Origin of the sequence: Nostoc sp., assembly GCF_036919815.1 — a bacterium.
Taxonomy (GTDB): Bacteria; Cyanobacteriota; Cyanobacteriia; order Cyanobacteriales; family Nostocaceae; genus Nostoc.
On record NZ_JBALCE010000094.1, the window covers coordinates 48,441 to 60,726 of the forward strand.

The 12,286-nt window shown below is 42.2% G+C and carries 20 protein-coding genes and 1 pseudogene; 12 read left to right on the forward strand and 9 right to left on the reverse strand.

What is annotated here, in order from left to right; genetic code table 11:
- Nucleotides 1–790 precede the first annotated feature (790 nt).
- On the reverse strand, nt 791–1,003 hold the full coding sequence (locus V7K15_RS22300) for a hypothetical protein (protein ID WP_334908861.1): 213 nt from the start codon (nt 1,001–1,003) through the stop codon (nt 791–793).
- Nucleotides 1,004–1,180: 177 nt separating this feature from the next.
- On the opposite strand from V7K15_RS22300, the gene V7K15_RS22305 reads away from it, so the two are divergent.
- Nucleotides 1,181–1,549 carry a hypothetical protein gene (locus tag V7K15_RS22305; protein WP_334908864.1) on the forward strand — a complete coding sequence of 123 codons (369 nt, stop codon included), beginning with the start codon at nt 1,181–1,183 and terminating at the stop codon, nt 1,547–1,549.
- A gap of 21 nt (nt 1,550–1,570) precedes the next feature.
- Here the strand turns inward: V7K15_RS22305 and V7K15_RS22310 are convergent, their stop codons facing one another.
- On the reverse strand, nt 1,571–1,711 hold the full coding sequence (locus V7K15_RS22310) for a hypothetical protein (RefSeq protein WP_334908866.1): 141 nt from the start codon (nt 1,709–1,711) through the stop codon (nt 1,571–1,573).
- A 131-nt stretch (nt 1,712–1,842) separates the two neighbouring features.
- Between V7K15_RS22310 and V7K15_RS22315 the strand changes: the two genes are divergently transcribed.
- From V7K15_RS22315 to V7K15_RS22320, 3 genes are all read left to right on the forward strand, one after another.
- Complete coding sequence (locus tag V7K15_RS22315; protein ID WP_334908868.1) at nt 1,843–2,385, forward strand: REP-associated tyrosine transposase; 543 nt, start codon at nt 1,843–1,845, stop codon at nt 2,383–2,385.
- Nucleotides 2,386–2,511: 126 nt separating this feature from the next.
- A complete protein-coding gene (locus V7K15_RS30075; protein WP_442949711.1) occupies nt 2,512–2,634 on the forward strand; it encodes a DUF6888 family protein in 123 nt (40 codons plus the stop codon).
- Nucleotides 2,607–2,819, forward strand: a complete 213-nt coding sequence (locus V7K15_RS22320) for a DUF6887 family protein (protein ID WP_334908870.1) — start codon at nt 2,607–2,609, stop codon at nt 2,817–2,819. The genes V7K15_RS30075 and V7K15_RS22320 overlap by 28 nt, the downstream gene beginning before the upstream one ends.
- A 508-nt stretch (nt 2,820–3,327) precedes the next feature.
- Here the strand turns inward: V7K15_RS22320 and V7K15_RS22325 are convergent.
- The 3 genes from V7K15_RS22325 to V7K15_RS22335 all read right to left on the reverse strand — a co-directional run bounded on the left by V7K15_RS22325 (nt 3,328) and on the right by V7K15_RS22335 (nt 5,988).
- Entirely contained in the window at nt 3,328–5,376 is a 2,049-nt protein-coding gene (locus tag V7K15_RS22325) for an SUMF1/EgtB/PvdO family nonheme iron enzyme (protein WP_334908872.1), read from the reverse strand.
- Between the two features lie 7 nt (nt 5,377–5,383).
- Nucleotides 5,384–5,773, reverse strand: a complete 390-nt coding sequence (locus tag V7K15_RS22330; protein ID WP_334908874.1) for a Pepco domain-containing protein — start codon at nt 5,771–5,773, stop codon at nt 5,384–5,386.
- A 71-nt stretch (nt 5,774–5,844) separates the two neighbouring features.
- Nucleotides 5,845–5,988, reverse strand: coding sequence for a hypothetical protein (locus V7K15_RS22335; protein ID WP_334908877.1), 144 nt, complete (start codon nt 5,986–5,988; stop codon nt 5,845–5,847).
- A gap of 68 nt (nt 5,989–6,056) precedes the next feature.
- Between V7K15_RS22335 and V7K15_RS22340 the strand changes: the two are divergent.
- Nucleotides 6,057–6,974, forward strand: a pseudogene (locus tag V7K15_RS22340) (Rpn family recombination-promoting nuclease/putative transposase).
- A 108-nt stretch (nt 6,975–7,082) separates the two neighbouring features.
- Here V7K15_RS22340 and V7K15_RS22345 read toward each other — a convergent pair.
- The 3 genes from V7K15_RS22345 to ndhC are packed head-to-tail and all read right to left on the reverse strand — an operon-like array spanning nt 7,083 to nt 8,726.
- A complete protein-coding gene (locus tag V7K15_RS22345) occupies nt 7,083–7,643 on the reverse strand; it encodes an NAD(P)H-quinone oxidoreductase subunit J (RefSeq protein WP_334908879.1) in 561 nt (186 codons plus the stop codon).
- A complete protein-coding gene (gene ndhK / locus V7K15_RS22350; RefSeq protein WP_334791675.1) occupies nt 7,636–8,373 on the reverse strand; it encodes a photosynthetic/respiratory NAD(P)H-quinone oxidoreductase subunit K in 738 nt (245 codons plus the stop codon). Before ndhK ends, V7K15_RS22345 begins: the two co-directional genes overlap by 8 nt.
- On the reverse strand, nt 8,364–8,726 hold the full coding sequence (gene ndhC / locus V7K15_RS22355) for a photosynthetic/respiratory NAD(P)H-quinone oxidoreductase subunit C (RefSeq protein ID WP_273762108.1): 363 nt from the start codon (nt 8,724–8,726) through the stop codon (nt 8,364–8,366). Before ndhC ends, ndhK begins: the two co-directional genes overlap by 10 nt.
- A gap of 281 nt (nt 8,727–9,007) precedes the next feature.
- Here ndhC and V7K15_RS22360 point away from each other — a divergent pair, with 281 nt between their 5' ends.
- From V7K15_RS22360 to V7K15_RS22390, 7 genes are all read left to right on the forward strand, one after another.
- Nucleotides 9,008–9,343, forward strand: coding sequence for a rubredoxin (locus V7K15_RS22360; protein WP_334908881.1), 336 nt, complete (start codon nt 9,008–9,010; stop codon nt 9,341–9,343).
- Nucleotides 9,344–9,531: 188 nt separating this feature from the next.
- The gene (locus V7K15_RS22365; RefSeq protein WP_334908883.1) at nt 9,532–10,554 is read left to right on the forward strand and encodes a photosynthesis system II assembly factor Ycf48; all 1,023 of its coding nucleotides are present in this window, start codon (nt 9,532–9,534) and stop codon (nt 10,552–10,554) included.
- 22 nt (nt 10,555–10,576) lie between these two features.
- Nucleotides 10,577–10,813, forward strand: coding sequence for a hypothetical protein (locus V7K15_RS22370; protein WP_334908885.1), 237 nt, complete (start codon nt 10,577–10,579; stop codon nt 10,811–10,813).
- Nucleotides 10,814–10,857: 44 nt separating this feature from the next.
- Nucleotides 10,858–11,106: a cytochrome b559 subunit alpha gene (psbE, locus tag V7K15_RS22375; RefSeq protein WP_273762113.1), complete on the forward strand. Its 249-nt coding sequence runs from the start codon at nt 10,858–10,860 to the stop codon at nt 11,104–11,106.
- 9 nt (nt 11,107–11,115) lie between these two features.
- Nucleotides 11,116–11,253: a cytochrome b559 subunit beta gene (gene psbF / locus V7K15_RS22380; protein WP_012411801.1), complete on the forward strand. Its 138-nt coding sequence runs from the start codon at nt 11,116–11,118 to the stop codon at nt 11,251–11,253.
- Nucleotides 11,254–11,261: 8 nt separating this feature from the next.
- Nucleotides 11,262–11,384: a photosystem II reaction center protein L gene (locus V7K15_RS22385; RefSeq protein WP_012411802.1), complete on the forward strand. Its 123-nt coding sequence runs from the start codon at nt 11,262–11,264 to the stop codon at nt 11,382–11,384.
- 70 nt (nt 11,385–11,454) lie between these two features.
- Nucleotides 11,455–11,574 carry a photosystem II reaction center protein J gene (locus V7K15_RS22390; protein WP_334908887.1) on the forward strand — a complete coding sequence of 40 codons (120 nt, stop codon included), beginning with the start codon at nt 11,455–11,457 and terminating at the stop codon, nt 11,572–11,574.
- A gap of 374 nt (nt 11,575–11,948) precedes the next feature.
- Here the strand turns inward: V7K15_RS22390 and V7K15_RS22395 are convergent, their stop codons facing one another.
- Nucleotides 11,949–12,113 (reverse strand): photosystem I reaction center subunit VIII, encoded by a 165-nt coding sequence (locus V7K15_RS22395; protein WP_442949710.1) that lies wholly within the window; start codon nt 12,111–12,113, stop codon nt 11,949–11,951.
- Between the last annotated feature and the right edge of the window lie 173 nt (nt 12,114–12,286).

A 12,286-nucleotide genomic window follows, 5' to 3' on the forward strand; every position in this document is an offset into this window, starting at 1 on the left:
ATATAACTTCTCAACTTCCGTTAATAAATAACTACTAAGTGAGTGATATCTTATGTCTTAAAAAGAGATGCCCTAATTCTCAAATTTCAACCCATCAATAAGTAACAGAGGTCAATAATCAATCAGACTGAATGATAGATTATACATTCGATAATTTAAACTGAATGATAGATTATACAGATAACATCCTGAAAGCTACCTAACACATAAATAAAAATTTATTTTCACTTATGAAAATAAATTTTTATTGTGCTTCGTCTCATCCCCCTCTAGCCTATGTGATGGTAGCTGTTGTTACTATTGGTTTACTAGGCAGATATCTCACTTTTGCAAATATACCTAGTACCACAAGGCGGAAGTCATGCCTTCAAAAGTCAAAAATCTTAGAAGACAGGCTTTTGAACGATTTAAAATAGTTGCTTTATTTACACCGTGCTTTTTACCCCACCCTAACCCTCCCCTTTACAAGGGGAGGGAACTGGATTTCTTGTTTCCGAACAGCTAGAAGTTGCTCAATTTATTACACAGCAAGAACTTTGCAAAGGTGAGGGAACTAGATTTCTTGTTTCCCCCCTTAGAAAGGGGGATTAAGGGGGGTAATTCGACTTATGTGTAGACCGTAGCCCCCGAAAATTCTTGCTCCCCTTCCCTGCAAGGGAAGGGGCTGGGGGTTAGGTTTGAAAGAAAGTTGCACACAGCGCTAAAAAGCATTATTTTAATTCCACCTTGTGGTAATAGTCGCAACCCCACGGATTTATCCGTGGGGTTGTTCTGTTGAGCTAATTAAGCGTTATGGAATTATTTGAACAACTTTCATCAAACCAGCTTTTGCAACTTCTAAACCAGCTTTTGCGACTTCTAAACCAGCTTTTGCGACTTCTAAACCAGCTTTTGCGACTTCTAAACTAGCTTTTGCAACTTCTAAACCAGCTTTTGCAACTTCTAAACCTGCTTTTGCGACTTCTAAACTAGCTTTTGCGACTTCTAAACCTACTTTTCTCAACGAATTTCAGCAAATATACTTGCATCTATCTAGTTGCCTAATGCCATCCAATGCTTTTAAAATTCTGTAACTTCACTGTGGCTAGTGCATCGGCTTATTGCGTATATTTAGGATATATAAATAACTCAGTGTGTAAAATTAGGGTTATTTATAAATTAATCCAAACAGGAAAACTATATGACGCAACGGAAACGAAACTCCATGCCACTGACCAAAGCTGAACGACGGATTGAAGGAATGCAGACAATTAACCCTGAGTTAAACTTTAGTAATGGGTTTTCAATTGCTACTTACAACACTAAAGTAATTGAGTTACGAGAAAAGCTAGGCGCTTATAATCAAGCACAAACAATAGTAGATAAGACACACAATGCATTAATAGAAGCAGAACGTGAGTTGAATACTTATTCTGAGCAAATGCTATTAAATGTTGCATCTCGCTATGGCAAAAGTAGTGATGAGTATGAGATGGCTGGTGGAACGCGCAGGTCAGACCGTAAAAAAGCACGTCCAGTGGTAAACCAAACAGTGACATCTGTGAAGTGATTGTTTGGACTCGCCACTTCTTTAGATAAAGGTGCGTTGACCTTTGTGACAACGCACCATTAACGATGGAGATGCTGAGTGCGATCGCAAATGGGCTAAAGGCATTGTCAAACCCCAAATTAGACTTAATTGTAGGTTGGGTTGAGGAACGAAACCCAACATCTACTTTAGTTTATTAGATTGCCCCTCACTCATTTCTTAACTCACATCTCAACAGAAATAAATTGACGGTATCCTTTATAACCAATACTTTGGTATAAAGAGCGAAATTCAACCATCGTAAAATTAACACAATGCAATATTGCCGAGCCACAATCGAAGGTGGCACTTACTTTTTTACACTCGTAACATATAAAAGACAAAGACTATTATGCTTACCTACTAACGTATGTTTATTAAGAAATGTTTTTCGGTATGTAATGCAACAACACCCATTTATAATTAATGCCTTTGTTTTATTACCAGATCATCTGCACTGTATTTGGACATTACCACAGGGCGATTCCAATTTTTCTACTCGTTGGCGTTTGATCAAAAGCTATTTTAGTCGCCAGTGTATTACTCTATCACAGGAAAACCTATCTACCTCTAGGCAAAATAAAAAAGAGCGAGGTATTTGGCAGCGTCGTTTTTGGGAACACTTGATTAGAGACGACGTAGATTTTAAAAATCACCTTGAATATATTCACTACAATCCTGTCAAACATGGTTTAGTGAAAGCTCCAAAAGATTGGGAATATTCAAGTTTTCATCGTTCTGTTCGTCAGGGTATGTATGATATTACATGGGGTGCTGGGCAAGAAATTGTTTTTGACTCTGATATTGCTAAAGAGTAGATATTATCTAAATCGTAGGTTGGGTTAAACGAAATGAAACCCAACATCAGCGTTGAGTATTGTGATGGGTAATGTTGGGTTTCGTTCCTCAACCCAACCTACGAATTACTACTAATTATTATTTACATTGTCCGCCTCGATGAACAAACAGGTAATGTATTTATTTTGGCAGGAGATAACATAGAGGTAGAAATCTATCGCAATGGTCTTTGGAGGTTCTTGTGGTTGAGCCAGATTTTAGCAGCATGAGCAAAACCGAGTTAAGAGCCTTCGTCATTGCTCACCCCGACAACAAAGCAGCGTTTCGTGCTTTTGTTGACCGCTTTACATCTGAAGCGTCTCCAGAGACTTTTGACATCCCAAAATCGAATGCTGAGATTGAAGAAGTTGAAATTTTGATTAAACAAAAATTAGAACAATTAAAAATGAGCTAGATTTTAGAAGTTTATTTTAAATCTCGTATATTAATTGAGTCGAACAACTGTTCGGTTTTGCAACCTACCAAGCTATCTGACTCGGTTTTATATTCGGAGGTTATCGCCTTCCTCGCTGGATTAGGTCTGGACTTCCTGATGTACGCTCGATAAATTCCCATTTATCAACTCTGACAATGGGGAGTACTCACGCCACAGCCACCGTCACCACACGAAAACCAACATTGTTGTTACGATTCGCGCGCGCGTTCCTATTGCGATTGGCAGAACGGCAATTCCTAGCGTTGTTGTTCCAATTACCGCCACGCAGCAGCTAAATCGACCTGCCCCATCCTCAAACTCTCAAACTAAGTGAGAAATTTGATTAAATGTAGTGTATAATAGTTTTGATATCAAGACACCAGGTTTTTTTTAAAAAATTTTATCCGTCACAGGCGAAGGGTGAAGAAGGGAAAAGAAAAAGAAGTGCAGAGGACAAAAGGGAAAGAGGGTAAAGAGCAAGGAATCCTCATGCCACAGCCACCGCCACAACCCGAAAACCAACAGAGTCCTTACGATCCGCGCGCGCATTGTTGAACCGATCGGCAGAACGCGAAAGCCCAGCTAGGTAGTTCCAACCACCGCCACGCAGCAGCGTTATGTCATTATCTTTACCAGCTAGCCACGCACTACCATCTTTTGGCGCACCCTGGTAATTGTCATTATATACATCTTGACACCATTCCCATACATTACCATGCATATCGTATAAACCGAAAGAGTTAGGCGGAAATTTTCCTACATCTGTTGTTTTTTGACGATCTTCGCCCTCTCGTGCAGAGCCATAAGGATAGTTACCGTTATAGTTAACTAAATATGCGGTAATCGTTTCACCAAAATAAAATGGGGTCTTCGTTCCAGCACGACAAGCATACTCCCATTCGGCTTCAGTAGGTAGTCGATAGGTTTTTCCTGTCTTTTGGGTCAATTTTTTACAAAATTCTACTGCATCATCCCAACTCACCTGTTCTACAGGTGGTTTCTCACCTTTGAAGTTGGAAGGATTATTACCCATAATTGCTTGATATTGCGCCTGGGTAATTTCATATTTACCCATGAAGAACCCAGGTACTTTTACCTGATGCTGTGGACTTTCATTGTCAGATCTCTCTGCTTCCCCTTTCGGTGAACCCATCATAAAGGTTCCCCCTGGTATCTGCACCATTTCCAAGGTGACACCATTCCCTAAGTTTTCAACAAAGTATTTCGCTTCCTTATTACTACGGTTGGCGATATTTCCCCTTGCATCCACTGTGACAGTTTCAAATTGAAAGCTTTTTAGGCTAATTGCTTCATTGGTGCGGGAGGTGCTGGTTGTTCCTGAATCAGATGGCCAAAAACGTGGTACTGCAATTGTCAAACCCAACCCAGCAACTGCAAACCCAGTAGTTTGAATTACACGTCGTCGTGACCAGTTAGGTAATATTAGTTTTTTTGATGGCGTTGTAGATGTTGCAAATTGTCCCGCAACAGAAGTCTGAGTATTAGTAACAGGAGATGGTGAGGTTGATTTGGGAGTTGGAATTTGAAGAGGTTTACTTATAGGTGTATTTGTGAGTGACTTAGATGCTTGTGGAATTGTTTGCTCAGGTAAATCAGGAATTGCAGAACTATTTCGCAACCGCTCAATTCTTTGTAAACCTCTCACCGCTTCCATATCTTGCCCTGAAGCAGCTACTAATACTCGAATCCATAATTGCTCTGCTAAATCCAGATTTCCTTCGTCTTTAGCGCGGTAAGCATCATTTTTCAATGTGGCGATATCTGCTAGAGTGGCATATCGTGGCACAAGAATCAGGTGAGATTTATTTACAGGTTCAGCAATAATATAAGGTGTTTGTCTCCCATTATTATGCTGACCAACAATTTCCGGCACACGAAAATTAAGATACTGATTTAACCGCTCAACGGTAGCGCATTGGCCTTTAATTCCTAACCCTTCTAGTAATGCAGTGGTAAAAGCACCTTGTTGTAATGCTTCAATTTCATAAGAATATTCATGTGGACTACAGGAAAAAATGCTGATAACTCCTTGTTGACTAGCTTCCTCAGCCGTTTGTCTCCCAATACCTTCACCTGCACGAGTCCCCAAACTGCGACAAGCATCTAAAATCAAGACAACGTTATCAGCACCACAGCGACGCAAACGTTCAGTCACAAAGTTAATAGGAATCGCTGTTTCTGTAATATCTCCTGGATTGCCATCACTAGGCATGAGATAATCACGTTCATCATGGCGCATTCCATGACCACTGAAGAAAAACCAAAAATTATCACCTGCACCCATGAAGGGTTTGTTAAATAACTCCAGCAACACTTGCCGTAAGTTAGCACGATTGGGACGAGTAGATTTACCGCCAACATCAGGGGAGTCATCGGAGAAGAAGTATATCTTCTCAAACCCCGCCTCACTTTGGAGAAACTGCTGCATTAATTGTGCATCCCGCTTGGCATAGTTTAGCGGTTGCAGATAATCATATCGGTTAACGCCGATCGCGATCGCCCAATTTTTTGCCATCTCACACTTATTGTTGGCGCTTGAACTTTAGCTTAATCGCTCCTTTACTCCCAGCTTTTACACCACTGCCAATTAATTTAACTTCCCCATCTGCACTAATTTCTACCGATAGCTCAATTTCATCTAGCTGCATCCTGGAGTTGACTTTTGCTTGCTGTTCAGCTTGACTAAACAAACTTCCCACGACTTTGAGAAAGTGACTCATATTTTGCTCTAATGTTTGAGCGCTAACCTTAACCGCATCTCCTACCCCTTTGCTACCAGTGTTTTCTCTGATAGTTTCGTCACCCCAACTGCGTGTATTACCACTCCCGCCTTTAACACCGTCAGGAATCGATATTTGCGGCACTTCATCCGTCACAATCCAAATGCCGTCGTTTTGGTGTATTTCTGACATATTACTTTAAATATTTAGATTAAATCTTCCCACAAATATAGATACAACGCTAGAGATAGCGATTCCGATTACTAAGAAATTTCACTGGATATCTTGGATTTTGTACCAAATACCATAGAGATGATCAGAGCGATCGCACCATCCAAAATTATCTCAGATTGGGTGCGATGTCTACGACGGGCTTTGCTTACGCTTTCTCTAAGTAGTCCAATCAAAAATCTGAATATCTGTAATCCAGTCTTAAGTACAATTATTTGATAACTTTCAGTGCGTTTACAACCCTATGATCAAACCCGCCGATGTCAGCACAAAACGCTTAATCAGCCTTGCACCTGATAACTGGGTAAAATGGGTAACACCCTAAAGGGTTCGCCAGTCGCTACAACGGGGGGAACCCCCGCAACGCGCTGGCTCACAAATTCCTGATATTGTTGCTGGCGAAATTCTCAACTCAGAATTTCAGTGGATAAGTCGAGAAAGTGATGTTCTAATCCGTGTCGAAAGTCCCCAAGAGGGAAAATTTCTCGTTCTTAACGAATTACAACTGCGCTATAAACCGGAAATGCCGCGAAGAATGCGTGCGTATGCAGCACTTGCAGAAGAAAAATATAATTTGCCAACGTATCCAGTACTAATTAATATTCTCAAGGCAAGTGATGCTGAAATACCTACAAGTTATGCATCAAATATTGCTGGTTTACGTGCTATTCAAGATTACCGTGTGATTAACCTGTGGGAAGTTGATGTAAACATTGCCTTTGCACAACCATTACCATCACTACTTCGATTTGTACCCATCCTCAAAGGAGGTGATAACGAGTCTACAATTCGAGACGCATTGCGAATCTTACGTGCAGATGAACAATTGAATCAACTAGAAACAGTATTAGGATTTTTTGCTACCTTTGTATTAGATAGTGCAATAGTTCAACAAATTTTGAGGTGGGATATGGCACTTTTAGAGCAGTCGCCTTGGTATCAAGAAATTTTTAGCAAAGGAGAAGAACGAGGAAGAAAAGAAGAGTTATATTCAGGGATTGAATTAGCATTAGAAATTAAGTTTGGCAATCAAGGTTCAGAATTGATGCCGATAATCTCTCAAATTACGGATTTGCAGAAATTAAAAGCAATTCAGCAGGCAATTAAAACTGTAAATACAGTCAATGAATTACAGCAAGTTTTGTCAACCAACTTGACATGAAACACCAAAAATATAACCCCTCTCCGCCACCGGAAAGGGGTTAATCATTATCGAAACCTAACACTACATTGTACAGACGCGATTCATCGCGTCTCTATTCAGCACTATCTAATAAGCGTCTTGCAACTCGTAGAAATCAGGCGAGATATAATCCTTCCGCAAAGGCCAACCTACCCAATCTTCCGGCATCAAAATCCGCTTGAGATTTGGGTGTCCTTGGTAGACAATGCCATACATATCGTAAGACTCGCGCTCTTGCCAATCTGCTGTCTTCCAAATCCAGTACACAGAAGGCACTACAGGATTTTCCCGTGGTAAGAACACCTTTAAGCGTACTTCTTCTGGGCGATCGCTATTATCATCGACTTTAATCAAATGATACACACTCACTAATTCCTGCCCTGCTCCAAGGTCAACACCACCTTGAAACTGGAGATAATTAAACCCGTAGGCATAAAGGGCTGTAGCGGTGGGAAGCAAGAAATCTGGCTCCACCTTAATTATCTCTACACCATTCTTATCTGGCGCTAAAAACTCATGGTTAAAGCCATTTTCCGTCAACCACTGGGAAACTTTACCGGCTTGTACCAATGATTCTTCTTTGGCTGCTGCTACTGGTTTAGACTCTTCTTCGTCTGCTGGTACTGCTTTAGATTCTTCTTCAGCCACGGCTTTGTTCCTCCTTTTGCGCCTTTGCTGTTAGCAGTGCAGGTGGTACTGGTAGACCGATCGCTTCTGTCAATTCCTTCGGTGGTACAGAGCGAGTTTCTGACTGCAAATACTTACCAGTTAAGATTTCCTCTACTGGCTTCAAATTATGAGTCGTGCTGTAGTAGCGGTGAGTCTGCTTAATTTTATCCCGCTCTTGCATCGATTCATTGGCGATTTTCTTCCGCAGCTTAATAATTGCGTCAATAATTGCTTCTGGACGGGGAGGACAACCAGGCAAATACACATCCACAGGAATCAGTTTATCGACTCCGCGCACTGCGGTAGGGGAATCAACGCTGAACATCCCGCCCGTAATTGTACAAGCTCCCATCGCAATGACATACTTCGGCTCTGGCATTTGTTCATAAAGACGCACCAGTTGGGGAGCCATCTTCATCGTAATCGTCCCTGCCGTAATAATTAAATCGGCTTGGCGGGGGCTAGAACGGGGAATTAGTCCAAAACGGTCAAAGTCAAATCGGGAACCAATTAAAGCTGCAAACTCAATAAAACAGCAAGCAGTACCAAACAGTAACGGCCACAGACTAGAAAGCCGCGCCCAGTCATAGAGATCATCAACCGTAGTCAAAATGATGTTTTCTGAAAGGTCTTGAGTGATTGTGGAACGCTCAATGGGGTTGATGATTCGCTCTTTGCCCTGAGTTGTTAAGTTAGAATTCAAGACCATTCCAAAGCTCCTTTACGCCATGCGTAAACTAAGGCGACTACAAGAATTGCAATAAAGACTAGCGCTTCAATAAATGCTAATAGCCCCAAACGGTGGAAAGCTACCGCCCAAGGATACAAGAATACAGTCTCCACATCAAAGATGACGAAGACCAGAGCAAACATGTAGTAGCGGATGTTGAATTGAATCCAGGCTCCCCCGATGGGTTCCATGCCAGATTCATAGGTGGTGTGCCGTTCTGGGCTGTAACCACTGGGTCGTAGGAGCTTGGATGCTGAGAGCGCTAAGGCAGGCACTAGGCTACAGATAATGAAGAAGCCTAGAAGGTACTCGTAACCGCTGAGGACAAACACAATGAGTATCTACCGCTTATGGAGTATTTTAAGTGGGGAGTGGGGAGTAGGGAGTGGGGGGAGCAGTGGGAGAAGAATTAATAACTAATGCCCAATGCCCAATGCCCAATCCCTTAACCGCGTAACTTTCTTTTACATTATATCTGTTTGATTTTTCTGAAATCTGGGAAACAGACGCACTTCAGGTATTTGATTCGTTTTTGGTAGTGATAGAAAAGTCTAACGGTTATGTCATAATTTTTAACGTATATTTAAGATTTCTCCTCTGCGAGTCCTTAGCCATGAGCGAACCACCTGTTGAGACTACGGTATTAGATCGCTACGAGTGTCGCGCCTGCGGTTATGTTTACGAACCTGAGAAGGGAGACGACAAGGATGATATTCCTTCCGGGACACCTTTTGCAGAACTGCCCATAACTTGGCGTTGTCCAGTTTGTACTGCTAAAAAGACTGCTTTTGCTAACATCGGCCCTGTCGGTACTGCATCCGGTTTCAAAGAAAATCTCGGTTACGGTTTTGGTGTCAATAACCTAACGCCAGGACAAAAGAATATCCTAATTTTTGGCGCTTTGGCTCTTGGCTTCTTGTTTTTTATCAGTCTCTACGGCTTACAGTAACAGCCGTTAAGCAATTCAAAATTCAAAATTCAACAGGACTTACGCAAACAATAGCTGAAAGCCTGATTCTTAGGTAGGGGCAATACCCTGCGGTCAGCCTTCGTCTACATGAATTGCCCCTGAGCGCGTCTAGTTTTGTGTAAGCCCGATTCAAAATGAAAAACTTTAGAAACAAATAAGAGATACTGATGCATTCAATTGTGAAAAGTTGGCAACGAATAGCTGCTTTGTTGATAGTAGTCCTGATGTGCATAGGTTGTAGCACAATTCCCTCTGTTAGCTACAACCCCTGGAAAATCATTTCTGTGCCAACAGACTCGAATCTATTGGATATTGCTTTTACTGATAACCCTGAACATGGCTACTTAGTCGGTAGCAATGCCACCTTGTTGGAAACCAATGACAGTGGTAATACCTGGAAACAAATAACACTGCAACTGGATGAGCAAAAGTATCGCTTTGACTCAGTAAGTTTTGCAGGTAAAGAAGGCTGGATTGCCGGAGAGCCTGGGCTGTTACTGCACACTACTGATGAAGGTGGTTCTTGGTCGCGTATTCCTCTGAGCGAAAAGCTACCAGGTAGCCCGATCGCAATTAAGGCACTGGCAGACAAGACAGCTGAAATGGCTACTAATGTCGGAGCCATCTATAAGACCACAGACGGCGGCAAAAACTGGAAAGCGCAGGTGGAATCAGCAGTCGGTGTGGTGCGTAACTTGGAACGTTCTACTGATGGTAAATATATTGCCGTTTCCGCTAAGGGTAGTTTCTACTCAACTTGGGAACCGGGGCAAGATGCTTGGGTACCCCATAACCGCAATAGTTCTCGGCGAGTAGAAAACATGGGCTTTGCTGAGAATGGGCAATTGTGGTTGCTAGCCAGGGGCGGTCAAATTCAGTTTAGTGATCCAACTAAACCTGATGAGTGGCAAGAAACAAAATATCCAGAGTTATCCACCAGTTGGGGTTTACTGGATTTGGCATATCGCACACCCAATGAAATTTGGATAGGTGGGGGTAGCGGTAATTTGCTACGGAGTGGCGACGGTGGCAAAACCTGGGAAAAAGACCGTTCAGTGGAAGAAGTTGCTGCTAATTTGTATAAAATTGTGTTTTTAGAGCCAGACCGGGGATTTATAATTGGCGATCGCGGCGTTTTGCTCAAATATTTACCAAACCCGGAAACAACTTCTCCAGCAGAGGCGGCTTAGTAAGAGAACGGGGGAGTAGGGAATGGGGAGTGGGGAAGATGAGGGAGATGTAGCTTTAGCTTTCCTACGGAACGCTACGCGAACCCACAGGGTAAAAGATGAGAGAGATGAATTAATAACCAATGCCCCATACTTCTTTACGAGAGGCTACGCTCTGTACAAGTGCCTAATGCCCGATGCCCAATGCCCAATGCCCAATGCCCGATGCCCAATTTCTGAGAAGAACGTTGCAACTTGTAACTCTTTCTTAACTTTGTAGGATAATAAACTCTATAACACTCTATGTAATAGGTAGGGATTTAAATGTCAGGTACCACTGGAGAACGTCCGTTTTCGGACATCATTACTAGCGTTCGTTACTGGGTAATTCACAGCATCACCATCCCAGCATTGTTTATTGCGGGTTGGTTATTTGTACAAACTGGTCTGGCTTATGATGCCTTTGGTACACCTCGTCCCAATGAGTATTTCACACCAACGCGCCAAGAAGTGCCAATTGTGAAGAACCGTTTTGAAGCTAAAAAACAAGTTGAACAATTTATTGGAAAGTAGTTTGAGATCATGACTAGCGGCAATAACATCAATCAACCAGTTACCTATCCAATTTTTACCGTTAGATGGCTGGCAGTTCACACTTTAGGTGTACCAACTGTATTCTTTTTAGGCGCGATCGCCGCAATGCAATTTATTCACCGTTAGGAGCAATTATGGTAGAAAGATCGCCCAATCCCAATAATCAGCCGGTTGAACTAAACCGGACTTCGCTATACCTGGGACTACTACTAGTTTTCGTTCTGGGGATTCTGTTTTCCAGTTACTTCTTTAACTAACTGGAACTACGGTTGTTAATCTTTGTTTATTGAATATGTGTTGAGTTGTTGTTAAGGAAGGAGAAAAGCTGTGTCTGAAAGTGGGAGAATTCCCCTGTGGGTCGTCGCTACGATCGTAGGATTAGGTGTAATCACAGTCCTGGGCATTTTCTTTTATGGTGCCTATGCCGGAATTGGTTCTTCAATTTAACATGAGTTTGAACCTGAACCGAACACTATAAGTTAGAATTTTCTAGCATTTGTTGAGAAATCAACGTTAAAAAAACCGCCTGTCTCTATGAGATGGGCGGTATTAATTTTGGTCATTAGTCTAGAAACGTATCCAACAAAATTGATAACTTTCGCTTGTGCAAAAAGTTGACTAATGAACGCCACTTGCTTCAACTCTGAGAAAATACGAAGTTCGGCTGCGGGCGGCGCCAACGAATAGCGCAACGTTAGCGAGTCAGAGGCTACGTAAAGTCTCTAAGGCTTCTCTACCAGAGGCGCAAGGGACGCCCCTTAAGTCTCGCAAGCCTCGGCTCAGACAACTCTGGGCAAACGCAGTGGCTTCTAATCACTAGATCACTTAATATCGCTGATATCGTCGCTTTCAATGTATAAAAGTAGAAACGCGAAGGTTGCAGCTGGCAAAATCCAACCAATTATGTAAATGAAGATAGGAGACAAGAACGAAGTAGTAGCCAACATAGAAGGCAAAAAAGAAACTGCCATAGTAAAAGTTCCCATTAAATCACACTACAATTCAAAATGAGCTTACTGCAAATTCTGCCAGATTTTTTAAATTCTTTCATATTTTTAACACAGCCAATATTGGGAGTGGGGAGTGGGCTTGCGGTGAGCTTGTCCTGAGCGTAGTCGAAGGGCGTAGCCGAATGGGAGTGGGGAGTGATTTGTTGAAT

Bases quoted from the DNA above. Each gene is read 5' to 3' on its own strand.
- V7K15_RS22305 (WP_334908864.1), top strand. From the start codon at position 1,181: ATGACGCAACGGAAACGAAACTCCATGCCACTGACCAAAGCTGAACGA.
- V7K15_RS22310 (WP_334908866.1), bottom strand. From the start codon at position 1,711: ATGTTGGGTTTCGTTCCTCAACCCAACCTACAATTAAGTCTAATTTGG.
- V7K15_RS22315 (WP_334908868.1), top strand. From the start codon at position 1,843: ATGCAATATTGCCGAGCCACAATCGAAGGTGGCACTTACTTTTTTACA.
- V7K15_RS22325 (WP_334908872.1), bottom strand. From the start codon at position 5,376: ATGGCAAAAAATTGGGCGATCGCGATCGGCGTTAACCGATATGATTAT.
- V7K15_RS22330 (WP_334908874.1), bottom strand. From the start codon at position 5,773: ATGTCAGAAATACACCAAAACGACGGCATTTGGATTGTGACGGATGAA.
- ndhK (WP_334791675.1), bottom strand. From the start codon at position 8,373: ATGGTCTTGAATTCTAACTTAACAACTCAGGGCAAAGAGCGAATCATC.
- V7K15_RS22360 (WP_334908881.1), top strand. From the start codon at position 9,008: ATGAGCGAACCACCTGTTGAGACTACGGTATTAGATCGCTACGAGTGT.
- V7K15_RS22365 (WP_334908883.1), top strand. From the start codon at position 9,532: ATGCATTCAATTGTGAAAAGTTGGCAACGAATAGCTGCTTTGTTGATA.
- V7K15_RS22370 (WP_334908885.1), top strand. From the start codon at position 10,577: ATGGGGAGTGGGGAAGATGAGGGAGATGTAGCTTTAGCTTTCCTACGG.
- psbE (WP_273762113.1), top strand. From the start codon at position 10,858: ATGTCAGGTACCACTGGAGAACGTCCGTTTTCGGACATCATTACTAGC.
- psbF (WP_012411801.1), top strand. From the start codon at position 11,116: ATGACTAGCGGCAATAACATCAATCAACCAGTTACCTATCCAATTTTT.
- V7K15_RS22385 (WP_012411802.1), top strand. From the start codon at position 11,262: ATGGTAGAAAGATCGCCCAATCCCAATAATCAGCCGGTTGAACTAAAC.
- V7K15_RS22395 (WP_442949710.1), bottom strand. From the start codon at position 12,113: ATGGGAACTTTTACTATGGCAGTTTCTTTTTTGCCTTCTATGTTGGCT.